We start from the raw sequence: 25,623 nt of genomic DNA on the forward strand, positions 1-25,623 counted from the left end.
TAATCTTAGAAAAGAGGAATGGTATGAAAGTTTTTAACGTTATAATAGCTGGAGGAGGCGGAACAAGATTCTGGCCTTTAAGTAGACAGGAAATACCAAAGCAGCTTATAAATTTAAGTGGTGAGGATGCTTTGATAAATGAAACTATAGATAGAATAGCTCCAATAGCTGATAAGGAAGAGTTGTTTATTGTTACTAATGAAAGTCAAGTTAAGGCGCTTAAAGATATTGTTAAAGATAAATGCTGTTTTGAAAATATTTTACCAGAGCCGTCAGCAAGAAATACTGCAGCTGCTATAGGGTTTGCTGCGTTTAATATAATGAAGAAGTTTGGAGATGGAGTGATGTGTGTTTATCCGGCAGATCATTATATTAAGGATGAGGCTGAGTTTGTAAATGTTTTAAATAAGGCTATAGATGTGGCAAAGAATAATGATAAGCTTGTTACAATAGGGATAAAACCTACATTCCCATCTACAGGATATGGATATATTAATTTTGATAGAGATAGTAAGATAGGTGAGCATTCTTATGAGGTTGTAGAGTTTGTTGAAAAACCTAATTTTGAGGTTGCTAAGAGATATATTGCTTCAAATAAGTATGTTTGGAATAGTGGGATGTTTGTGTGGAAGGTTTCTAAAATTTTAGAGGATTTCAAGAGATATCTACCAAAAGTGTACTCTAGACTTGAAAAATTATCTGAGTATATAGGTACAGAGCACGAGGAAGAGGCTATAAAAGAGATTTATCCTTCAATTCCTTCTATATCTATAGATTATGGGGTAATGGAGAGAAGTAACGATGTAGTAGTTGTACCAGGAGATTTTGGTTGGAATGATGTAGGGTCTTGGGATTCTCTAGGAGCTATTTATCCTACAGATGTTGAAGGAAATATAAAACGTGGAGATTTTATTACTATAGATACATCGAATTCTATAATATACTCTGATGATAAGTTAATTGCTACAGTTGGATTAAATGATTTGATTGTTGTTTCTACTAATGATGCGGTTATGGTTTGTAGAAAAGACAGAGCACAAGATGTTAAGAAGATTGTAGAACAATTAAAGGAGAAGAATAGGAAAGAGTATATTTAATTTTAAGGAGGGGTTTGTTTGATACCTAAAAAAATTCACTATGTTTGGATTGGTGGAGCAAAAGGAAATTTAGAAAATATTTGTATAAATATTTGGAAGGAAAAACTTCCTAGCTATGAGATAATTGAGTGGAATGAAAAAAACTTTGATATAGAGAAAGAAATTAAGGGAAAAAAATTCCTTGAGGAGTGTTATAGACAGAAGCTTTGGGCTTTTATAGCAGACTATATGAGATTAAAGGTTTTATACGAGCAGGGTGGTCTGTATATGGATACAGATATTCAAGTTTTAAAGGATTTAACTCCTCTTATGGAGGAAAATAAGTTGTTTTTTGGATATGAGAGCGAGGAGTATGTAAATGGTGCTATAATCGGGGCTGAGCCTCATCATCCATTTATCAAGGATATGCTTGATTTTTACAATGAGGATGTTATGAAGTCTGATTTATATACAATTCCAAAGATAATGACATATATGCTTAATGAGAAATATGAAAAGATAGATAGAAATAATTTTTCTAATGATATAAAGGTTTACGATGAGGAATATTTTTACCCATTTGGATTTAAAGATGAGTATACTGATGATTGTATTACAGAAAATACTTATGTTATACATTGGTGGGGAAAAAGCTGGGCTAAGAAGAGAAATTATTTCCTAGAAACTAAACATATGTCTGGGTTTAACAAAATTTATAAATGTATGAGAATTTTTGCAAGTAATACTCTACTAGCTCTAAAGAGGAGAAGATAATATGGAGAGATTAAATATACGAGATAATAGTAATTTAAGTAAGACTTTGTTTAGTCTTACAATGGTTGTAATTTTACTTAGAAGATATATAATCTTTAATTTAGAGCCGACAGCTTTTATAGAGAGAAGCTCATCATTATTGTTTTATGGTTCTATAGGACTTTTGATGATTCAGTTTTTATTGATAAGAAAGCATAATATTACGGAGCTAGCAATTTTCTTAACATCGTGTGCATTGTATGTTTTTACTAGAGAAGGAGCTATTTTAGTTCTGATATTATTGGCAATAAGTGTAAGAGATATAGATGATGAGTATGTTGTAAAGAATTATCTTATTATAAATGCATTGTTTATAATAGCATTTGTTCTTATTGGAAATTTTTTACCAGATTTGATAAAGATTTCGGATACACATTATAGATTAAAAGATGGTGTATATGTTGTTAGAAATTGTTTTGGATTACACAACCCAAATCTTGTGTTCTTCTATTCTATAGGTGTTTATGCAGCATATATTTTCTTGAGATTTGATAAGTATAATATGATGGATAGAGCAATATTATTAGTAATGACGATATTTATTTATAAGGTTACTATGAGTAGAACAGGGTTACTAACTATGATAGCAGCGTTATTCCTTGTTGAGATATTGAAGTATATAGATTTAAAGAAATATACTAAGATAAGTTTTTTAGTAAAGATATCACCTATATTGCTTTTAGTAGTATCAGTATCTATAGGTCTTTTATTCTCAAAGAATGAGCTTTTAAATACAGTTCTAGCTTCTAGACCTAGATATTGGAATATATACTTAACGCAAGAAGGTAATTTCTTATCTTTATTTGGAAATGTATATTCTGCAGAGATAAAACAGGCAAATCCTTTGGATAATTCATATGTGTATTTAACAGTTATGTTAGGTTTAGTATCTGTGCTATTCTTTATGTTTTTATTGTACAAGGGATTAGATATTTTTATAAAGAAAAATGAAAACAAGTATATTGCTGTTATAGTAATGTTTTTAGTTTATTCATTTGCTGAAAATATATTATTTGAGGCAGGATTTAATTTCGGTATAGTATTTTTAATTAAATATATTATATTGGATGATACGTTAAAAAATAAGGTTAAGTTTAGGAGAAGAAAAGATGCTAGTGTCGCTAATAATGCCTACGTTAAATAGGTTTGATGATATATATATATTTATGGATAGTTTGCTTGAGCAGACGTATAAGAATTTTGAGCTTATTGTTGTAGATCAGAATGATAACGATAAAGTTAAAGAAATTGTCGATAAATATGTAGACCGTTTAGATATAAAGTATATAAAGAGCAACAAAAAAGGACTTAGCTATAATAGAAATATTGGTATAGCTGCTGCTCAGGGGAAAATCTTAGCATTCCCAGATGATGATTGTGCATACAAGCCTGATACAATAGAAAAGGCTATTAATTTTTTTGAAAAAAATAAGGAGTATAAAATCTACAGTTGTAAGACTATGGATTTTAACGAAGTAGATACTTTTAAACGGATGTACAACGGAACATGCGATATAAATAGCTTGAATGTTATGGATACTATTACATCCATAACATTCTTTGTGCTATTTGAAGATAAAGATTATTTAATGTTTGATGAAAGATTAGGTGTAGGTGGAGAGTTTGGAGCAGGAGAAGAAGTAGATTATATTTTAGAGCTACTTAGTAGAGGTTATAAGGGAAGATACTTCGGTGATGATATAATTTACCATCCAGCTAAGAAACACTCTAAATCTAAGGAAAAGTATCAGAGAGATTTTAATTATGGAAGAGGGTTTGGTGCCCTTTGTAAGAAAGAGATTGTTTATAGAAAGAACAAGAAGTTTATAAAAATTATGGCTTATAAAATTATAAGAAATATCGGTGGGATAGTTTTAAATAAGGATAGAGATTACCATACCGCTACTATAAAAGGAAGAATAAATGGTTTTAAAGAGTATAAAAAATAGTGAGGTTGAGTATTAGATGGTAGAAAAGATAAAATTTTTAATGAATATGCTTATTGCAGCTATGAAGAATATATTCAATAAGAAGAATTTTAGAGGAAAGCATATTTGGCTTATTGGAGGTCATGCTGGAGATATATATAATGATAATTCTAAGTTTTTCTATGAGTATTTAATGAGAGAACATAGCGATGATATAGATGTTTATTGGGTAGTAAATAAGGACAGCAAGGTATTTGACAAGATACCAGGTAAGAAGCTTGTAAGAGGAAGTGTAGAAAATTATCTTTATTATTACAATGCTGAGGCGATAGTATTTTCTCATTCTCCATCTGCGGATATTGCTCCATACAATTTTGCTGTTCCATTTTTAAATAAATTCCACGATAGAGTGGTTAAGGTTTATTTAAATCATGGTACAATAAGTTTTAAAAAGAGAAAACCTATGAATGGACGGTTTAAAAATTTAATAGATGAGCTTTTAAAGAGCTACAATGTTGTTACAGCAAGTTCTGATTTTGAGAAGAATGTAATGGTAAATGAGTGGGGTATGTCTGAAGATAATGTGAAAATTGTCGGAAATGCTAGGTATGATAATTTACCTACTGATGAGCCAGCGAGCACGAGAGATATATTATTTACACCAACTTGGAGAGATTGGATAAAAGCTGATAGAGATAATTTTACTAAGAGTGATTATTTCTTAAATATAATGAATTTCTTAAATGATGAGAGATTAAATAAAGCTTTAGAAGAAAAAGACGTAAATATAAAATTTTATATGCATCATTTAATGCACGAGTTTATAGACGATGTTAGAAAAAATATAACTGGAAATAGAATTATTTTCTTAGATAAAGGAGTTACACTTGCTGATGAGATAAGAAAGTCTGCAGCTAATATAACTGATTATTCTAGTGTAGCAATAGATTTTTTATATATGAATAGACCAATAATGTTTTATCAGTTCGACGTTGAAGAGTATAAGGAAAAAGTTGATTCTTATATAGACTTAGACAATGAGATGTTTGGTAAGTTAGCATATAATAAAGATTCGGCTGTCGAAGGAATTCTTGAAATAATAGAAAATAATTTTGAAGTTTCAGAGAGTCAAAAGAGGGAGAGAAATAAGTTTTTCAGATACAACGACAATAAAAACTGTGATAGAATATATAGTGCAATAAAAAATAATATTAGATAAATATTAAATATGATAAATGATGAGGAAAATTAAGATGGATAAAAATTTAGTGTCTATAATTACGCCCATGTATAATGCTGAAAAATATATTGTAGGGACAATAGAATCAGTTCTTGAGCAGAGCTATAAAAACTGGGAAATGATAATTGTCGATGACTGTTCAACAGATGGTTGTTCTGAAATAGCAAAATCATACTCAGAAAATGACGATAGAATAAAATATATAAGAACTGAAAAAAATTCTGGTGTTTCTAACGCTAGGAATATTGCCTTAAAAATGGCTAACGGGGCTTTTATTGCCTTTTTAGATAGTGATGATATATGGGACCGTGAAAAACTAGAAAAGCAGATTAGGTTTATGCAGGAAAACGACTATGTTATAACATTTACTGCATATGAACTAATGGATGAAAATAGCGATAGGATGCACAAGGAAATAAGAGTACCACATAGTGTTGATTATAAAACACTGCTTAAAGGAAATGTTTTAGGATGTCTTACTGTTATTATAAACAGAGAAAAGCTTGGATTTGATATAAGAATGAGTGGAGAAAGACATGAGGACTATGTTCTTTGGCTTTCTATATTAAAAAAAGGTATTACTGCTTATGGTATCGACGAGGTTCTTGCTATGTATAGAAAATCAAGTACTTCTCTTAGCGGGAATAAGTTTAAGGCTGCTAAGTGGACTTGGAATATATATAGAAATATTGAAAAGATACCATTCCCAAAGGCTGTTTATTATTTTATAAATTATGCTATAAATGGGATAAAAAAGAGTTAGGAGGAGAGGAAAGTTATGTATAAGTATAAATTTACAATATTTACTCCTACTTATAATAGAGAATATACGCTATCAAAGCTTTATGAAGATTTAAAAAAACAGACATACAATGACTTTGAGTGGTTGATAGTTGACGATGGAAGTACGGATAATACAGAGGAATTAGTAAAGAAATTTATAGACGAGGATGTCTTAGATATAAGATATATAAAGAAAGTAAATGGTGGAAAACATACTGCCATAAATACAGGTGTTAAAAATGCCAATGGAGAATTTTTCTTTATTGTAGATAGCGATGATGGACTTATGCCTAATTCAATGGATTTAGTTATCCAAGAGTGGAATAAGGTAGAAAATAAAGATGAGTTTTGTGGAGTTGTAGGGCTTTGTTCAAAAATGGAGGATGGAAAGACACTTGGAACAGAAATTCCTGATGAACATTTAATATGCCATTTTGCAGAGCTGTATTATAAATTTGGAGTAAAAGGTGATAAAACAATAGTATTTTTAACTGATATTCTAAAACAGTATCCTTTCCCAGAGAGAGAAGGGATAAAATTCTTGCCAGAGAGCGTTGTTTGGTATGAAATATCTAAATATTATAAGGTTATATGTATAAATGAGCCAATGATAGTAAGAGAATACTTAGAAGATGGGCTTACAAGAAATATTCTTAAAAAGAGTGCATTAAAAGGAAGAGCATTAGAGTATTTATATCTTACAAATCAGAATACTTATCCATTTAAGGACTTCCCTTATATGTGGATAAAGAACTATATAAATTTGGCAAGATATTCATTATTATCAGATAGTAAGTATTTTAAAGAAATAAATAAGATAAGTGATAAATTTATGTATATATTATGTTTTCCACTAGGTTATTACAAATATTTAAGACAAAAGAAATTTGTTAAGGAATAAGTTTTAGTTTGAAAAAATAATATTGCTAATATATAAGGAGAGTATAACGTATGAATGAACCATTGGTATCAATAATAACTCCTGTATATAATGCAGAGCGGTTTTTAGAAGATACGATAAAATCGGTACAGAAGCAGTCATATAAGAATTGGGAACTTGTTTTAGTGGACGACTGCTCAAAAGATAGTTCATCAGAAATAATAGAAAAATTACAAAATAGTGATGATAGAATAAGATATATTAAATTAGAAAAGAATTCCGGAGCAGCTATTAGTAGAAACACTGGTATAAAAAACGCAAAAGGCAGATTTATAGCGTTTGTAGATAGCGATGATCTCTGGGAAAAAACTAAATTAGAAAAACAGATTGAATATATGCTAAGGGAAAATATAGGTTTTTCCTTTACTTCATATAGATATATGAGAGAAAATGGAGAAAAAACTACTAAAGTAGCAAAAGCTCCAAAGAAGATTGATTATGAAGGACTTTTAAAGAACACTATAATAGGATGTTCAACCGTAGTATTAGATAGAAAAATTATTGGTGATTTTGAGATGCCTCTAGTTAAGAGAGGGCAGGATACTGCTACATGGTTGAAAATACTTAGAACAGAAAAGTATGCATATGGGATAGAGGAGCCACTAGTTAATTATAGAATAGTAGGTAATTCTCTATCTAGTAATAAGATAAAAGCCTTAAAGAGAACATGGAATACGTATAGAAATGTGGAGGGCTTAGGTCTGTTTAAAAGTATGTATGTATTCTGTTTTTATGTGGTTAATGCTATAAGAAAGAGATTATAGCGTTGTATTGATTGGGAGGCGAAGTGATGAAAATAGCAGTGGCAGGAACAGGATATGTTGGTCTTGTGACAGGTGCTTGTTTAGCTGAAAAAGGACATAATGTAGTTTGTGTCGATATAGATGAAAAAAAGGTAGAAAAAATGAAGGCTGGTTTTTCACCTATATACGAAGAAGGACTAGAAGAAATAATGCAGAAAAATTATAAAGAAGGAAGAATTGATTATACAACAGATTATGAATCTGCTTATAAAAATTCTGATGTAATCTTTATAGCTGTAGGTACACCTGAGAGAAGCGATGGATCAGCAAATCTTGATTATATAAAGAAAGTTGCTATTCAGGTCTCTGAGAGTATCGAAAGAGATACTTTAATAGTTATAAAATCTACAGTTCCAATAGGAACAAATAAAAAAATAGAAGAGTATATAAGAAGAAATCTAAAAAAAGATATTCGTATAGAGCTAGCTTCTAACCCTGAGTTTTTAGCACAGGGTACAGCAGTTCACGATACCTTAAATGCGTCTAGAATAGTAATAGGTGTTGAGAGTGAATGGGCTGAAGGAATAATGAAAGAGATTTATTCGCCTTTTGAAATACCTATGATTATAACTGATAGAAATAGTGCTGAGATGATAAAATATGCATCAAACGACTTCTTGGCTTTAAAAATATCGTATATGAATGATATAGCTAATTTATGTGAGATAGTAGGGGCTAATGTTGAGGATGTTGCAAAAGGAATGAGCTATGATGATAGAATAGGAAGCAAGTTCTTGAGAGCTGGAATAGGATATGGTGGTTCTTGTTTCCCTAAAGATACAAAGGCTCTTCACTGGTTATCAGCTCAGAATGGATATGAGTTAAAGACTGTTAGAGCAGCTATAGAGGTAAATGAGCAGCAGAAGCTAAAGCTAATTAGAGCTGCAGCAGAAAAAATTGAATCATTTGAGGGAATGAAAGTAGCTGTATTAGGGCTTACATTTAAACCTGGAACAGATGATATGAGAGAATCTCCAGCTATACCTAATATAGAATATCTTCTTGATAGAAGAGCTAATGTTTTTGCTTTTGATCCAGTTGGAGTTGAAAATGCAAAGAAGTTATTTGGAGATAAGATAGTATATACAAAAACAGCTAAGGAAGCTTTAAAAGATGCAAAGCTATGCCTTATAATGACTGAATGGAAAGAAATTAAGGAATTAACACCAGATGATTTCAAAAAAAATATGTCAGATGCGTTAGTGTATGATGGAAGAAATTGCTATTTACCAGAAAATATGAAAAATGCTGGTATAGAGTACCATTCAATAGGTAGATAAATAGAAAAAATAGAGGTGTTTTAAAATGAGTTTATATAAAGATATCCTTGATAGGAATGAAAAAATATCAGTTGTTGGACTAGGTTATGTGGGTATTCCACTAGCTGTTGAATTTGCAAGACATACATCTGTTATAGGATTTGACATAAATGATGAAAAAATTAATCTTTATAAAAATGGTATAGATCCAACTGAAGAAATTGGAGACGATGAAGTTAAAAATACTACTGTAGAATTTACATCTAATGAAGAAGACTTAAAAAAAGCTAAATTTCATATAGTAGCTGTTCCAACGCCAATAAATCAAGATAAAACTCCTGATTTAAAACCAGTAATTGGTGCAACAGAGTCTATTGCTAGAAATCTTACAAAAGGTTCTATAGTCGTTTATGAATCTACTGTTTACCCTGGTACTACAGAAGAAGTTTGTATACCTATACTTGAAAAAGTATCAGGATTAAAGTATATGGAAGATTTTAAAGTTGGATATTCTCCAGAAAGAATAAATCCAGGTGATAAGGTAAATAGACTTACGACTATAATGAAAATAGTTTCTGGATGTGATGATGAAACTCTTGAGGAAGTTGCAAATATATACTCAATAGTAGTTGAAGCTGGTGTTTATAGAGCTGAGAGTATAAAAGTAGCAGAGGCAGCTAAAGTAATAGAAAATTCTCAGAGAGATATAAATATAGCTTTTATGAATGAGATAGCTATGGTATTTAATGAAATGGATATAGACACAAAAGCTGTTTTAGAAGCAGCTGGAACTAAATGGAACTTCTTGAAATTTACTCCAGGATTAGTAGGGGGACATTGTATAGGAGTTGACCCATACTACTTCATATATAAAGCTGAGGAATTAGGGTATCATTCACAGATAATATCAGCTGGTAGAAGAATAAATGATGGTATGGCTGATTTTATTATTTCGAATACAGTAAAAGAAATGATAAAATCAGATAGAAAAGTAAAAGGTGCAAAAGTTTTAGTTATGGGTATAACATTTAAAGAAAATTGCCCAGATACTAGAAATAGTAAAGTTGCAGATATAATAGCTGGTCTTGAAGATTATGGAATGGAAGTAAAAGTATACGATCCAGTAGCTGCTGAAAATGATGCTGTTAAATTCTATGGTGTAGATATGATAACAGAAGAGGAGTTAAATGATTTTGATTGTATAGTAGCTGCCGTCAACCACAGTGTATTTGCAAAATTCTCATTAGACGAGATAAAAGCTATGGAAAATGATAAAGGCGGAAAAGTACTTATAGATATAAAAGGAATATACAATTCAAAAGAAGCGGTAGAAAAAGGATTTGCATATTGGAGATTATAATTAGGAGGAGAAGGGATGAGAGTACTACATGTATGCTCTTATTATATTACTTCTAAACTTTATAAAAACTTGATAGAAAATTTAGCGAAAACAGGTATATATAGTAGGGTGTATATACCTGTTTCTTCTAATGAGATGATAAACAAGTTTGTTGGTGAAGAAAGTGATATGACTGAGTACTTATATTCAAAATGTTTTAATAAATTTGATAGAGTAAGTTTTAGATGGAAAAATAGAAAGATATATTCTGATTTAAATAAAAATATTAAGCTTGATGATATAGATATAACACATGCGCACTCGCTTTTTGTAAATGGGTATGTTTCTTATAGACTAAAAAAAGATAAAGGAATAGATTATATTGTTGCAGTTAGAAATACAGATGTTAATACTTTTTTCAAAAAGGTTAAACATCTTAGACCTGTAGGTGTTGATATAATGAAAAATGCTAAACAAGTTATTTTTTTATCTGAAAAGTATAAAAATGATGTTATAAACGAGTATGTTCCAAAAGAACTAAGAAAAGATATTTTAGATAAGTCTATAGTTATTCCAAATGGAGTAGATAGTTTTTGGTTAGAAAATGAAACTATGGACAATGAAAAGATAATAGATAAAAGTAATATTAAGTTAGTATTTACTGGAAAATTAGATAAAAATAAAAATATTTATACTTCTATTGATACAGTGAAAAAGCTTAATGATGATGGTATAAATGCTACATTAGATTTAATAGGAGAGGGTCCTGAAAAAGACAGTATAAAAAAATACATAGAGGAAAATGTGCCGGGTAAAGTAAAATTACTAGGATTTATGGATAAAACAAATATAATAGATGTATACAGAAATAGTGATATATTTATTATGCCATCTAAATTTGAAACATTTGGACTAGTTTATGTTGAAGCATTGACGCAAGGTCTACATTTGATATACACTAGAGGACAGGGGTTTGATGGCTACTTTGAAGACGGAACCATTGGATATAGTGTTAAGTACAATGATTCCGATGAAATAAAAAATAGAATAAAAGATATAGTAGATGGAAAAATTGATAATGTATCGAGCTATAGAGAGAAAATTCTAAATGATTTCGATTGGAAAAATGTAGCTGAAAAGTATAAAAAAATATACTCTAAATAGAGAGGATAAGTAGATGAAGATACTATATATTGTCAATATGGATGAGAATAATAAAAAAGGTCTTTTTATGGCTACACATGAAAAGATAAAAGCAATAATGAAAAATCATCCGGAGAACGAATATAAAGTAATATCTGTACAGTTTAAAGATACTGGTATTTTTAGGATGGCTAAAAAAATAGCAGGAAAGCATACCTATGATAAGACTAGTGATGGTTTTGAACTTGATGGTATAAAATACAAAAAAGTATATTTAAGTATAGATATGAAGAGTAAAAAAGCTGAAAAGCTAGAAAATGATAAAGACAGATTTGTAGAATTTTTTGATGCATGTAAATCAGATATAGAAGAATGTGATATGGTTAGCTGCCATTGGGGGTATCCTCATGGTAGAATTGCGTATTGGATAAATAAGAAGTTTAAAAAGCCATATATCGTTACCTACCATGGAAGTGATGTACATACTATGCCATTTGAGAATGAGCATATAAAAATAAAGGTACTTCAGATAATGGAAAATGCTAAACAGAATATATTTGTAAGTAAGAAACTTATGGATACTGCTAGAGAGCTAGGGTATACAGGAGATAACTGTACCGCATCGAGAAATGGTGTAAACACTAAAAACTTCTACATAATATCTGATACAGAAAAAAATTCTATAAAAGAAAAATATAACATATCTGGAAAGAATGTAGGATTTGTAGGAGCAATAAATAAGATAAAAAGAGCTGATAAATTTGCTGAGATATTTGATAAGATAAAGCAGCTTGATTCAAATAATGAATATACATTCACAGTTGTAGGGGATGGACCTTTAAGAGCTCAGGTAGAAAAAGAATGTAAAGAAAAAGGTTTAAAAGTTGTATTTACAGGAAATCAAGATGTAGATATGGTTAGAAATTTGATGAATACAATGGATGTTATGATAATTCCAAGTAGGAGAGAGGGGTTTGGCTGCGTTATAACTGAAGCAAATGCGTGTGGTGTATCTGCTGTAGGTAGCGATGCAGGTGGAATTCCTGAAGCTATAGGAATTGATGAGAACATTGTAGCTGATGGTGATGACTTTGAAACAAGAATTGCGAAAAGAGTTGTGGAAGTAGCTAACTCTGAAAACGATAGAGAATCTATTTCAAAGAACACATTGGAGAATTTCTCTTGGAATAAAATAGCAGAAGATGAAGCCTCTTTTTATAGAGAGGGGGAAATGAAATAAATGGGTAAGGTAGCAAAAGCAACCGTATCTCTAATGATCGTCACAATGCTTTCAAAGATATTGGGATTTGGAAGGGAGCTAGTACTTGGTGCTTTATATGGAGCTACAGTATACAGTGACGTATTTATAGCAGCATCAAATATACCTAAGGTTTTATTTACTTTAGTTGCTACAGCGCTTGCGACGACATTCATACCTCTTTACTATGAAAATTTAAGAGAAGGTGGAGAAGAAAAGGCACTTAAATTCTCAAATAATATACTAAACATAACTATAATACTTGGAATAATACTATCTACTATTTCATTTATATTTGCAGAGCCAATAGTAAAAATATTTGCTATGGGATTTAAAGGTGAAACATTTAAACAGGCGGTATTATTTACAAGGATAATAATATTTGGAGCGATATTTACGGGTCTAAGCGATATAATGAAGTCTTACCTTCAATCAAAGGGAAGTTTTACTATACCAGGGCTTATAGGATTGCCGTACAATATTATACTAATAACAGCTATGATACTTAGTGTATTACTTGATAATATTTACATACTTCCTGTTGGAGCGTTGTTTGCGATGGCAAGCCAGTTCTTATTCCAGGTGCCGTTTGCGTATAAGAAAGGTTACAAATACAGACTGTTTGTAGATTTTAAAGATGAGTATGTAAAGAAGATGCTTATACTTGTGGCTCCAATAGTAGTTGGGGTTGCAGTAGATCAGATAAATATAATGGTCGATAAAACATTAGCGTCTACACTTGTAGAGGGAAGTATATCGGCGTTAAACTATGCTGATAGATTAAAAGGATTTGTAACTGGGATGTTTATAGCGTCGATATCTGCAGTTGTATATCCGCAGTTTTCTAGATTATCTGCATTAGTGGATAGGACAGAGTTTTTTAATTTTATCAGAAAAAGTATCAACGCTGTAATAATAATAATAATGCCTATGACAGTAGGAGCAATGGTTTTATCAGAGCCAATAGTTAGAATACTCTTCCAAAGGGGAGCATTTGATGCAAGAGCTACACAGATGACGGCTGTGGCGCTTATATTCTATTCTATAGGGCTTATAGGTGTTGGGCTTAGAGATATTCTTACAAAGATATTCTACTCTGTGCAGGATACAAAGACACCAATGATAAATGCTACAATGGCGGTTATCATGAATATATGTATGAATCTTTTATTTATAAAGTATTTAAAACATGCAGGACTTGCACTTGCGACGAGTTTATCATCTATAATATGTATAACATTGCTATTTAGAAGTCTAAAGAAAAAAATTGGCGATTTTGGTCAAAAAAAGATTATTATAGTGTTTTTAAAGACGACTTTTTCTGCAATTATAATGGGTGGAGCAGCGAGATTTGTTTATAAGCTTGTATTTGGAGCTCTCGGTGCAGGTTTTATTATGGAAGTTATAGCTCTAGGTACTGCTATAATAGTAGGTGCTGGTGTTTACGCACTTCTTATAATACTACTTAGAGTAGAAGAGGTTTCTATGATAACAGATATAGTGAAAAAGAAACTCAAACGAAAATAAATGTAAATTGTTACAGATTGTAACAAATACAGATAAGTTGTTTGTTGGATGTTAGAAAATATGCTGAAATTTAAAATAGAAACAAAATAGTTACAAAAAAATATTATTATAGTAAAAATAATTGTAAAAAAGACTTTGATTGTTAAAAAATCGAGTCTTTTTTTTATGGAGTTTATAAAAAAATTAGAAAAGGTTGACATAATAATACAAAAATGATATATTTAATAACTGTAAGGCTTAAAAAAAGACAACGAATTTTGTGATAAATTTCAAATTGTTACCATTTTAAATGTTGAAATTTCAATGGTTACAACAAAGGTAACAACAAAAATAACAAAAAAGTTACAGAAATGTTACAAAAAAGCTTGTCTAATGTAACAAGCTATGATAGAATAAAAAATGTAGAATTTAGGAAGTTAAATTCTACTACATTAACCACTAACTAATTAAGAGAATCAGGAGGGCGATTAATGCATTCGTTAAACATAAACAAGAAAATATCTAAAATAATGGCAGCAATGATAATAGCTGGATCACTAACAGCATTTGCTGGAAACAATACAGTAAGCGCTGATGAAATATCTGATATAGCAGTAGTTTCTGAAACTACAGAAACAAGAGCTGAAGCTAAAAATGGTTTTGTTAAAGAGGGTAACAAAACTTTCTACTACAAAAATGGAAACAAAGTAAAAGGTTGGGTAGAAGCTAATGGAGAAAAATACTACTTCATGAATAGCTTCGAAATGGCTCAGTCAAGATATAGAACAATAGGTGGAGTTGATTATTACTTCAAAGCTGATGGAACATTAGCTGCTAACGAAGTAGTTAAAACTACTGATGGAATATTCAGATTCGACGCTAATGGAAAAAAAGTTGAAAATGAGAAATATGCAGAAGTTGTAGATTGCGATTTCTTAACTATAAGAGCTGCATCTAATGCAAAAGCTGAAGAAAAAGGTAAATTAAATCCTGGAACGCTTATAAAAATAACAGGTGAAGCAAATGGATGGAATAGAATAGAAACACTAGATGGTGAAAAAGGTTGGGTAAGTTCAGACTACCTTAACTACAATATACCAGTAAATGAAAAAGTTCAGAAAGTAATATCTGTAGCAAAAGCTCAGATGGGTAAACCATATAGATGGGGAGCAACTGGACCAAACTCATTTGACTGTTCAGGATTAATGCAGTATGCATTTAAAAATGGTGCTGGAATATCACTTCCAAGAGTATCTAGAGATCAGGCAAATGTAGGTAAAAAAGTTTCTAAAGCAGAATTACAGCCAGGTGATTTAGTATTCTTCGCTAAAGGTGGAAGAATACACCACGTTGGAATGTACTTAGGAAACGATCAGTACATACATGCACCACAGACTGGTGATGTTGTTAAAATAAGCAAATTATCATCAAGAACTTTATATACTGCAAGAAGAGTTATACAGTAATTGAAAAGGGTAATTATAGGACGTTTTTAGACGTCCTTTTTTAATGTAAAAAATAAATATAAAACGTATGGGCTACTGATGAAAAATAATTATATTTTTATTATGAATAAAAATATAATTATTTTTAGCTTTTCGATTAAAGATATTAATAAAAAAAAGTTATAGTTTGGAAGATAAAAATAGAAAAAATAAGATAAAAAATATATTAAAAAGATATAAAAGAATTATTAATTAAAATTGTAAAATATAAAAAATAAAAGAATAAATTAAAATTAACTAGATAACTATTATTAAACTAAAGTAAAAATGATAAAAAAATAATAAAAATTTGTTAAGAAAACGTAATCACGGAAAATATTTGTTAGAAAAGTAAAATCTATAAGATTTATTAATTGATAGAATTTTCTTATTATACTAAAAATTTCATTGATATATTTATAACACTGTATTAGAATTGAAAGTGTTAAGGGTGAAATGTAAATAAATACCCCTTATATACAAATTGCAAACAGTAGCAATAAAAAATAACTGAAATTAAATAGGAGGATTTTTGTTCAAAATGGGAGAAACAAAGAAAAAAGGATATCCAAAGGGCTTTTGGGTATGTGGATGTACTGAAATCTTTGAACGTCTTGCTTACTATCTAGGTCGTTCACTGATACTTATTTTCGTAACAGCATCTGTTGCAACAGGAGGTCTTGGACTTTCTAAAGGACAGGGTGCTACAATGCAATCATTATTAACAGCATTTGCTTATCTTGGACCATTAGTTGGTGGGGTTATAGCCGATAGATACATAGGTGGACGTTATACTACTCCAATAGGTTATATAATAGCTGGTATCGGCTATTACTGTGGAGGTATAGCTAAATCTCCAGCAATGGTTTATGTTATGATATTCTGTGTAAGTATAGGTCTTGGTTTACAGAAAACTGGAGCACTTATAGGACGTATAGTAACTGATAAAGATCAGGTCGACTCTGCATTCTCTATTCGTTATACATTAGTTAACACAGGTGCTTTCATAGGTACTTTCTTAGTTGGTATATTATACAAAGACGTATTCGCTAAAAATGGAGTATTAGGATTTGCTCCTTGCTTCAAATTAGCTGCTATATCAATGTGGGCTGGTGCTTTATGGTTCTTCGTTTTAGGTAATCGTTTCATGGGTGAAGTTGGTAAAAAACCATTCAAATTTGAAAAAACTGCTGAAGAACTTGAAAGAGAAAAAGCTGAAAAAGCTGCTCATAAAGAAGAATCTAAAAAAGAACCACTTACTAAAGTTGAAAAGAAAAGAATCGCTGCTATATTCCTTGTAGCTGGATTCTCAGTTATATTCTGGATATTCTGGAACTTAGCATATCTACCAGTTTACTACTACTGGACTGAACATATGAACTGGGTTGTTGCAGGATATGAAGTTCCAACTACTTGGTTCGATGCTGCAAACTCTATGTTCTGTGTAATATTAGGACCTGTAACAGCTATGTTATGGAGAAAACTTGCTGCTAGACCACAGGGAGATATGTCTTTATTCAAAAAGACTGGTATAGGTATAGGTATACTTGGTGTATCTTATATATTCTTCGCAGCATTAGATATGATGCGTGGTGGAGCTAAGATAAGTGTTCTTTGGTTATTAATATTCTCATTCATATTAACATTAGGTGAAATGTTCTTCTCACCATTAGGACATGCATTCATAAGTAAATATTCTCCAAGCCGTTACTTATCAACAATGATGGCAGTTTGGGGTATAGCTACATTCATATCTTCATTAGCATATGGACCACTATTCTCAGCTACATTCGAAGGAGGATTCAAATTCTCTAGCGTATGTATAGCAATAGCAGTAGTTGCATTCATATCTGCAGTAGTATTATTCGTACTAGATAAGAGATTATCTAAACTTGTTGAAGATGAAGAAGAAGTAGAAGCTTAATATATAAATACAAGACTGTTGCATATTTTGTAGCAGTCTTTTTATTGACAAAATTTATTACCAAAGAAAAAATACAACTCCAAAATATAAAGTGTAACATAGATTGTATATTGATAACGAAAAGTTATAATTAGAAAAAATTAAAAAACTACATAAAATATTAAAAAAATATCTTTAAAAAGGATAAATTAAAATTGGGGAATAATAAAAAAACTAAAAAATTGAAAGAATAACGATTAAAAATACAGTAAAAATTACAAAACTTAAGCAAGATTGATAAAAAAATAATAAAAAAATAGTTGGAAAACGTAATCATAAAGTCTATGGATTTAAAATAATATAACTTATAATATAAATTTATTAATATAACTTTGTTATTATACTAAGAAATTCGTTGATAAAACAAGGTAAATATATTAAAATGTAATTGAAAAAAGGAGTAATTTAAAATATAAATTACCACTATTTAATGTTAATTTAATAGCATTGTTATTGCTACAGCGGCAATAAAAAATTAGCTGAAATAAAAAAATAGAAGGGAATTTTGTTCGAAATGGGAGAAACAAAGAAAAAAGGATATCCAAAGGGATTTTGGGTATGTGGTACAACTGAAATCTTTGAACGTCTTGCTTACTACCTAGGTCGTTCACTGATACTTATTTTCGTAACAGCATCTGTTGCAACAGGAGGTCTTGGACTTTCTAAATCACAGGGTGCTACAATGCAATCATTATTAACAGCATTTGCTTATCTTGGACCATTACTAGGAGGAGTTATCGCCGATAGATATATAGGTGGTCGTTATACAACTCCAATAGGTATGGCAATAGTTGGTGTAGGTTATTGGTGTGGATCAATAGCAAAATCTCCAGCTATGGTTTATGTTATGATACTTTGTGTAAGTATAGGTTTAGGTCTATACAAAACTGGTGCACTTATAGGACGTATAATAACTGATAAAGATCAGGTCGACTCTGCATTCTCTATCCGTTATACATTAGTTAACACTGGTGCTTTCATAGGTACTTTCTTAGTTGGTATACTATACAAAGACGTATTCGCTAAAAATGGAGTACTAGGATTTGCTCCTTGCTTCAAATTAGCTGCTATATCAATGTGGGCTGGTGCTATATGGTTCTTCGTTCTTGGTAACCGTTACATGGGTGAAGTTGGTAAAAAACCATTCAAACTAGAAAAAACAGCAGAAGAACTTGAAAGAGAAAGAGCTGCTCAGAAAGAAGCTTCTAAAAAAGAACCACTTACTAAAGTTGAAAAGAAAAGAATCGCTGCTATATTCCTTGTAGCTGGATTCTCAGTTATATTCTGGATATTCTGGAACCTTGCATATCTACCAGTTTACTACTACTGGACTGAACATATGAACTGGGTTGTTGCAGGATACGAAGTTCCAACTACTTGGTTCGATGCTGCAAACTCTATGTTCTGTGTAATACTTGGACCAATAACAGCTATGTTATGGAGAAAACTTGCTGATAGACCACAGGGAGATATGTCTTTATTCAAAAAGACTGGTGTTGGTATAGGTATACTTGGTGTATCTTACTTATTCTTCGCAGTTTTAGATATAGCTCGTGGCGGTGGAAAAATAAGTGTTGTTTGGTTACTAGGATTTGCATTCCTTCTAACACTAGGTGAAATGTTCTTCTCACCACTAGGACATGCATTCATAAGTAAATATTCTCCAAGCCGTTACTTATCAACAATGATGGCTGTTTGGGGTATAGCTACATTCATATCTTCATTATTATACGGACCAATATTCTCAGCTACATTCGAAGGTGGATTCAAATTCACAAGCGTATGTATAGGAATAGCTATAATAGCATTCATATCAGCAGTAGTCTTATTTGTCCTAGATAAGAGATTATCTAAATTAGTTGAAGAGGACGAAGAAGCTTAATAATTAAAAGTATATAAAAGCTGTTTCACTTGTGTGGAGCAGCTTTTTAAAAGCAAGTAAATATTTTCAATTTTGAAAAAAAAGAAAATATTTAAATATAAAATTATATTATTAAAGTCAATAGGGGGTAAATTATAATGACTGTTAAAGAAAGAATAGCGAAACTTCGCGAATTAATGAAAGCTAACGGAATTGACGCATATGTTGTTCCAACTTCAGACTTCCATCAGAGTGAATACGTAGGAGAACATTTCAAAGCTAGAAAATTCATAACAGGGTTCACAGGTTCTGCAGGTACTGCAGTTATAACTCTTGACGAAGCTAGATTATGGACAGATGGAAGATACTTCACTCAGGCTGCTAAACAGCTAGAAGGATCTGGTGTAGAATTAATGAGAATGGCTGAACCAGGAGTACCTACAATAAACGAATACTTAAAATCTACATTAGTAGAAGGAAATTGCTTAGGATTTGATGGTAGAGTAGTAGCTATGGGAGAAGGACAGGGCTATGAAGAAATAACAAAATCAAACAAAGCTACTATAAAATATGAAGTAGATTTAATAGATGAAGTATGGACAGATAGACCAGAGCTTTCTAAAAAACCTGCATTCAAATTAGGTGAAGAATTCGCTGGAGAAAGTGCAGCTAGCAAAATAGAAAGAATTCGTGAATATATGAGAGGATGTGGAGCTACTTACCACACAGTTGCTACTATAGATGATATATGCTGGACACTTAATATGCGTGGAGATGATATAGACTTCTTCCCACTAGTATTATCTTATATGGTAGTTAAAATGGATGGAGTAGATCTATATATAGATGAAACTAAATTAAACGACGAACTTAAAGCAGAATTCGCTGAAATAGGTGTAGCAGTTCACCCTTATAACGACGTTTATGCAGATACTAAAAAAATACCAGCTGGAGAAACTATACTTATAGACCCAGCTAGATTAAACTACGCTATATACAGCAACATACCAGAAGGTGTAGCTAAAGTTGAAGAAAGAAACCCAGAAGTTTTATTCAAAGCTAGAAAAAATCCTAAAGAAATAGAAAACATGAGAATAGCTCAGATAAAAGACTCTGTAGCTCACGTTAAATTCATGAAATGGGTTAAAGAAAACGTAGAAACTATGGAAATAACTGAAATGAGTGCATCTGAAAAATTAGATGAATTAAGAGAAGAAATGGGTAACTTCATAAGACCAAGCTTCGAACCAATATCAGCTTATGCAGATCACGCTGCAATGATGCACTACTGCTCAAAACCAGAAACAGATGTAAGACTTAGAGAAGGCAGTGTTTATTTAACAGATACTGGTGCTGGATTCTGGGAAGGAACTACAGATATAACAAGAACATTCGTACTTGGTGAAGTATCAGATACTATAAAAGAACACTTTACACTAGTTGCTATGTGTAACTTACGTCTTGCAAACTCTGTATTCTTAGAAGGATGCGTTGGTATGAACTTAGATATACTAGCTAGAAAAGCTTTATGGGAAAGAGGTCTTGACTATAAATGCGGTACTGGACATGGTGTAGGATACTTATTAAATATACACGAAGCTCCAACAAGTTTCAGATGGAGATATAGAGCTGGAGATACTCATCCATTAGAAGAAGGAATGATATTAACAGATGAACCAGGTGTATATATAGAAGGATCTCACGGTATAAGATTAGAAAACGAACTTCTAGTATGTAAGAGAGAACAGAATGAATACGGACAGTTCATGTACTTAGAACCAATAACTTACATACCATTTGACTTAGATGGTATAGTTCCAGAAGTTATGAATAGCGATGATATAAAATACTTAAATGACTATCATAAACTAGTATTCGAAAAAATATCTCCATACTTAAATGAAGAAGAAACAGAATGGTTAAGAAAATATACTAGAGAAATATAGTTTTTAATTTATAAGAGGGCTTTAATAAAAGTCCTCTTTTTATGCTCTGAAAAAATATATCTATTCCTCTCCAGGCAGTCGAGCTGCATTGTCGAGGAGATAGATATATTTAATTTCCGAGCAAAAGAGGAACTTTTATTTTAAAGCCCTCTATACAATTATAAAATTATATTCCGCCCGTATATTTGAAATAGATAAAATAGTTTACTGATTTTGTTACAGAAATTGTTACAATTTAATCTTCTCTTGTAATTAATTATGTTACTTTGTTACAGAAAATCTGTGATTTTGACGAAATATCCTTTTAATTCGGCAAAAATATACAAAAAGCAACAAAAAAGTAACAAAATAGTTACAAAAATGTAACAAAAAGCTTGTGGAGTTGTAACCGTTATGTTACAATTATAAATGTAGCGAGAGGGGCTACAAAAAATGATTTATAAAATACCCACTATCTATAAATCATGAATCATAATTACAGGAGGACGATTAATGACGAAGATATTTAAAAATAAGTTTTTGGCAAAGATCATGGCAGCAGTTATGATATCAGGAGCGATAATGGTGACAGATGCATCTGTAGAAGCAGGAGCAGAAGAATTAGAAAATATACAGACAGTGTCTACAGCAGATGTTGCAAGAGCTGGAGCTAAAAATGGATTTGTAACAAAAAATGGAAAAACATACTATTATAAAGATGGTGTAAAACAGAGAGGTTGGTTAAAAATAGGTGATGAAACTTATTATTTAACTAATGATAATTCTCTAGCACAGCGGATGTGGAGAACAATAGACGGAAAAGATTATTACTTCAATGCAAAAGGTGTAATGGTTAAAAACACATTTAGAGATGTAAGAGGAACAATATACAGATTTGACGCTAATGGAGTTAAATCAAAAAATAAATGTGGAAAAGTAGTAGATTGTGATTTCTTAAATGTTAGAGATAAAGCATCAACAAAAGGGAAAGTAGTAGAAAAAATATATAAAAATGCATACGTAGAAATATTAAAAACATCAGGTAGTTGGTACCAGGTTAAAACAGAAAGTGGAAAAACTGGTTGGGTAAGTTCATCTTATATAACAATACCTGGAGAAACTAGTACAAAAGCAGAAGCTGCATTAAAAGTAGCAAAAGCTCAGCTAGGTAAACCATACAAATGGGGAGCTACAGGACCAAGCTCATTTGACTGTTCAGGTTTAATGTACTACTCTTACAAAAATGGAGCAAAAGTTACTTTACCAAGAACATCAAGAGAACAGTCAAAATACGGTAAAAAAGTTTCAAAATCAGAATTAAAACCAGGAGATTTAGTATTCTTTGGTAAAGGAAGCTCAGTAAGTCACGTTGGTATGTATATAGGAAATGACCAGTATATACATTCACCACAGACTGGTGATGTTGTAAAAATAAGCAAATTATCAGCAAGAAAAATGATAGTTGCTAGAAGAGTAGTGTAATTTAATAGGATTATAACTGCATTTGCAGTATAATATACAACTCTTAACCGACAAATTAAAAAACTAAATTAAATCAATAGAAAAAGCGGTAAATTTATATTTACTGCTTTTTCTATAATCTTTTGTTTATATAATTTAAAATTTAGTATAAAATATATAAGGTAGAATTAAAAAATTGGAAAGGGAGGAAAAAATGAAAAAGATATTAAAAAAATTAACAGCTGTTATGTTGTCGACATTTATGATTTTAAGTGCTATACCATATGTAAATAGTACACAGGCAGCAGAAAAAGAAATGAGAGCAGCTTGGGTATCAACAGTTTACAATTTAGACTGGCCTAAAACAAAAAACAACGCAACAAAGCAGAAACAGGAACTTACACAGTTAATGGATAAATTAAAAGGCTGTGGAATAAACACAATAGTACTTCAGGTTAGACCAGAGTCAGATACACTTTACAAATCATCTATAAATCCATGGTCTAAGTATTTAACTGGTACACAGGGCAAGGATCCTGGATATGATCCATTAGCATTTGCAATACAGGAAGCACACAAGAGAGGAATGGAACTTCATGCATGGATGAATCCATACAGAGTAACATCTTCTGGTACTAACTTAAATTCATTAGTGTCATCTCATCCAGCTAGAAAAAATCCAAGCTGGGTAATAAAATACAACAACAAAATGTATTACGATCCAGGTAATCCAGCAGTTGTAGATTACCTTGTAAAAACAGTAAAAGAAGTTGTAGATAAATACGACGTAGATGGAATACACTTTGACGACTATTTCTATCCATCATCTTCATTCCCAGATGATGCATCATATAAAGCATATGGAAAAGGACAGGATAGAAATAACTGGAGAAGAGAAAATGTAAACACTCTTCTTAAAAAAGTGAAAGCAGTTGTAAACACTAGATCAGGTTGTGAGTTTGGTGTAAGTCCATTTGGTATATGGAGAAATAAATCTGCAGATTGCCCAGATGGTTCTGAAACTAGTGGTTCACAGTCATACTACAATATGCTTGCAGATTCAAGAACTTGGATAAGAAAAGGGTATGTAGATTACATAGTTCCTCAGATATACTGGCCAATAGGATTAAAAGTAGCAGATTACTCTAAGCTTGTAAAATGGTGGGCTAATGAAGTAAAAGGATACGATGTAGACCTTTATATAGGACAGGGAATATATAAACAAGGTCAGTCAAGCTATAGTGGACAGAATATAGCTAAAGAAATAAAAAGCCAGATAAATGTAAATAAACAGTATAGTACTGTTAAAGGTAGTATGTACTTCTCAGCAAGAGATATAGTAAACAATGCAAGTATATACAATGATTTAAAGAGTATGTACGGGGCATACAATGGAACAACAGAAGATAAAAATTTACCTTCTTCTACAGAAATTATCGGAGCTAATAGATATGATACTGCTGCGAAAATAAGTAAAAAAGGTTGGAATTCAGCTTCAACAGTAGTAATTGCAAATGGTCTTAATGAAATAGAGGGAATAGTAGCAAACCCTCTTGCAGCAGTTTATGATGCGCCAGTTCTTCTTGCAGAAAAAGATAAGATTAGTTCATACACTATAAATGAATTAAAAAGACTAAATCCATCTAATATAATAATAGTAGGTGGAAAAAATTCTATAGGAGAAAATACTGAAAAAAATATTAAAAGTTCAGTTTCATCAGCTTCTATAAAAAGAATAGAAGGATCAAATATAGAAGAGTTATCTGTAAATATAGCTAAAGAAATAGACTCAAAATCAAATGTAAGTAAAATATACGTAGCTGGAGAAAATGGTGCAGCAGACGCATTATCAGTTGTATCTAAAGCAGCTGAGGAAAAAGCACCTATAATAGTTACTTCAAAAAATAGTGTAAACTCATCAGTTAAAAATTGGATAAAATCAAATTCTATATCTTCAGCATATTTCTTAGGAGAAACTGCAGTTATTTCTGATAATGTAATCAAAGAAATAGACTCTATAGTATCAGGAAATGTATCAGAAAATAGAATAGGTGGAGCAAACAGAAATCAGACTAATGCTAGAGTAATAAAAGCTCTATATCCATCAGAAAGTTACAATCCAGTATTTATTGCTAAAAATAGACCACTTGTAGATGCAATAAGTGTAGGTGTATATGCAGCAAAAACAAAATCTCCAATTGTAGTTGCTGGAAACTCACTAGACTCTGAACAGTCAAACATACTAAAAAACAAAAAAACTAACAGTGTATTCAGAATCGGTGGAGGAATATCAAACGACACTTACAACAAAATCAGAGAAAATCTAAAATAAAGAGATATATAGGCTGTTGCAGATTTTGCAGCAGCCTTTTTTTATTCTTAAGGAAATTATAATAATTTAAAACTGTGGAAAACTTGTGTATAATAGTAATATGAATGTATTGAAAAAGCGAAAAGATGAAAAAATAATTAATAAAATATTAAAAAATCACTTCGAAGAATTTAAACTAAAATATTGGAATAAAGTTAGAAGAGAAATGAGAGAACAGATAGAAAATACTGTGACAAAAGCTTTAAATTGTGGAAATATAGAAAAGGGATATATAAAACACAAATGTATAGATTGTGGAGAGGAGTATATTCAAGGATTCACTTGTAAAAGTAAATTTTGTACAAAATGTGGTAGAAAATATTCTATGGAATGGGCAGAAAAACAGGTAGAAAATATGCTTGATGTTTCTCATAGACATGCAGTTTTTACAATTCCAGAGGATTTAAGAGTATATTTCTATAGAAAGCGAGAGCTTTTAAAAGACTTACAAGATACTGCATATAAGGTAT

The 25,623-nt window shown here is 31.0% G+C and carries 20 protein-coding genes; all 20 read left to right on the plus strand.

All coding sequences use genetic code 11. The annotated features are described in order from the left end of the window. Positions 1-23: 23 nt before the first annotated feature. Positions 24-1,097 carry a mannose-1-phosphate guanylyltransferase gene (locus ACK2WN_RS01810; protein WP_416154632.1) on the plus strand — a complete coding sequence of 358 codons (1,074 nt, stop codon included), beginning with the start codon at positions 24-26 and terminating at the stop codon, positions 1,095-1,097. 18 nt (positions 1,098-1,115) lie between these two features. Next, complete coding sequence (locus ACK2WN_RS01815) at positions 1,116-1,850, plus strand: glycosyltransferase (protein WP_300529495.1); 735 nt, start codon at positions 1,116-1,118, stop codon at positions 1,848-1,850. A 1-nt stretch (position 1,851) separates the two neighbouring features. Continuing rightward, positions 1,852-3,033: a polysaccharide polymerase gene (locus ACK2WN_RS01820; protein ID WP_300529493.1), complete on the plus strand. Its 1,182-nt coding sequence runs from the start codon at positions 1,852-1,854 to the stop codon at positions 3,031-3,033. After that, positions 2,999-3,838 (plus strand): glycosyltransferase family 2 protein, encoded by an 840-nt coding sequence (locus ACK2WN_RS01825; RefSeq protein ID WP_300529491.1) that lies wholly within the window; start codon positions 2,999-3,001, stop codon positions 3,836-3,838. Before ACK2WN_RS01820 ends, ACK2WN_RS01825 begins: the two co-directional genes overlap by 35 nt. Positions 3,839-3,854: 16 nt before the next feature. Beyond that, complete coding sequence (locus tag ACK2WN_RS01830; protein ID WP_416154633.1) at positions 3,855-5,036, plus strand: CDP-glycerol glycerophosphotransferase family protein; 1,182 nt, start codon at positions 3,855-3,857, stop codon at positions 5,034-5,036. Between the two features lie 34 nt (positions 5,037-5,070). Continuing rightward, positions 5,071-5,820: a glycosyltransferase family 2 protein gene (locus ACK2WN_RS01835; RefSeq protein WP_300529487.1), complete on the plus strand. Its 750-nt coding sequence runs from the start codon at positions 5,071-5,073 to the stop codon at positions 5,818-5,820. Between the two features lie 15 nt (positions 5,821-5,835). Then, positions 5,836-6,741 carry a glycosyltransferase family 2 protein gene (locus ACK2WN_RS01840; RefSeq protein WP_300529485.1) on the plus strand — a complete coding sequence of 302 codons (906 nt, stop codon included), beginning with the start codon at positions 5,836-5,838 and terminating at the stop codon, positions 6,739-6,741. Positions 6,742-6,791: 50 nt separating this feature from the next. Further along, complete coding sequence (locus ACK2WN_RS01845) at positions 6,792-7,544, plus strand: glycosyltransferase family 2 protein (RefSeq protein WP_416154634.1); 753 nt, start codon at positions 6,792-6,794, stop codon at positions 7,542-7,544. A 26-nt stretch (positions 7,545-7,570) separates the two neighbouring features. Then, entirely contained in the window at positions 7,571-8,863 is a 1,293-nt protein-coding gene (locus ACK2WN_RS01850) for a UDP-glucose/GDP-mannose dehydrogenase family protein (protein ID WP_329998259.1), read from the plus strand. Positions 8,864-8,888: 25 nt separating this feature from the next. Continuing rightward, on the plus strand, positions 8,889-10,202 hold the full coding sequence (locus ACK2WN_RS01855) for a nucleotide sugar dehydrogenase (RefSeq protein WP_300529480.1): 1,314 nt from the start codon (positions 8,889-8,891) through the stop codon (positions 10,200-10,202). Positions 10,203-10,217: 15 nt separating this feature from the next. Beyond that, positions 10,218-11,345 (plus strand): glycosyltransferase family 4 protein, encoded by a 1,128-nt coding sequence (locus ACK2WN_RS01860; protein WP_329998256.1) that lies wholly within the window; start codon positions 10,218-10,220, stop codon positions 11,343-11,345. 13 nt (positions 11,346-11,358) lie between these two features. Continuing rightward, complete coding sequence (locus tag ACK2WN_RS01865) at positions 11,359-12,564, plus strand: glycosyltransferase (protein ID WP_416154635.1); 1,206 nt, start codon at positions 11,359-11,361, stop codon at positions 12,562-12,564. Continuing rightward, a complete protein-coding gene (gene murJ, locus ACK2WN_RS01870) occupies positions 12,565-14,109 on the plus strand; it encodes a murein biosynthesis integral membrane protein MurJ (protein WP_416154636.1) in 1,545 nt (514 codons plus the stop codon). Between the two features lie 470 nt (positions 14,110-14,579). Next, positions 14,580-15,554, plus strand: coding sequence for a C40 family peptidase (locus ACK2WN_RS01875; RefSeq protein ID WP_300529472.1), 975 nt, complete (start codon positions 14,580-14,582; stop codon positions 15,552-15,554). Between the two features lie 559 nt (positions 15,555-16,113). Continuing rightward, positions 16,114-17,496 carry a peptide MFS transporter gene (locus ACK2WN_RS01880; RefSeq protein WP_416154637.1) on the plus strand — a complete coding sequence of 461 codons (1,383 nt, stop codon included), beginning with the start codon at positions 16,114-16,116 and terminating at the stop codon, positions 17,494-17,496. A gap of 553 nt (positions 17,497-18,049) precedes the next feature. Beyond that, positions 18,050-19,417 (plus strand): peptide MFS transporter, encoded by a 1,368-nt coding sequence (locus ACK2WN_RS01885; protein WP_416154644.1) that lies wholly within the window; start codon positions 18,050-18,052, stop codon positions 19,415-19,417. 137 nt (positions 19,418-19,554) lie between these two features. Next, complete coding sequence (locus ACK2WN_RS01890) at positions 19,555-21,342, plus strand: aminopeptidase P family N-terminal domain-containing protein (protein WP_416154638.1); 1,788 nt, start codon at positions 19,555-19,557, stop codon at positions 21,340-21,342. Positions 21,343-21,834: 492 nt separating this feature from the next. Then, positions 21,835-22,803 carry an NlpC/P60 family protein gene (locus tag ACK2WN_RS01895; RefSeq protein WP_416154639.1) on the plus strand — a complete coding sequence of 323 codons (969 nt, stop codon included), beginning with the start codon at positions 21,835-21,837 and terminating at the stop codon, positions 22,801-22,803. A 193-nt stretch (positions 22,804-22,996) separates the two neighbouring features. Beyond that, complete coding sequence (locus tag ACK2WN_RS01900) at positions 22,997-25,114, plus strand: family 10 glycosylhydrolase (protein WP_329998553.1); 2,118 nt, start codon at positions 22,997-22,999, stop codon at positions 25,112-25,114. Positions 25,115-25,199: 85 nt separating this feature from the next. Then, a partial coding sequence (locus ACK2WN_RS01905) for a transposase zinc-binding domain-containing protein (RefSeq protein WP_416154640.1) occupies positions 25,200-25,623 on the plus strand: 424 nt, incomplete at its 3' end.

Origin of the sequence: Peptacetobacter sp. AB800, assembly GCF_047807365.1 — a bacterium.
Lineage (GTDB): Bacteria > Bacillota > Clostridia > Peptostreptococcales > Peptostreptococcaceae > Peptacetobacter.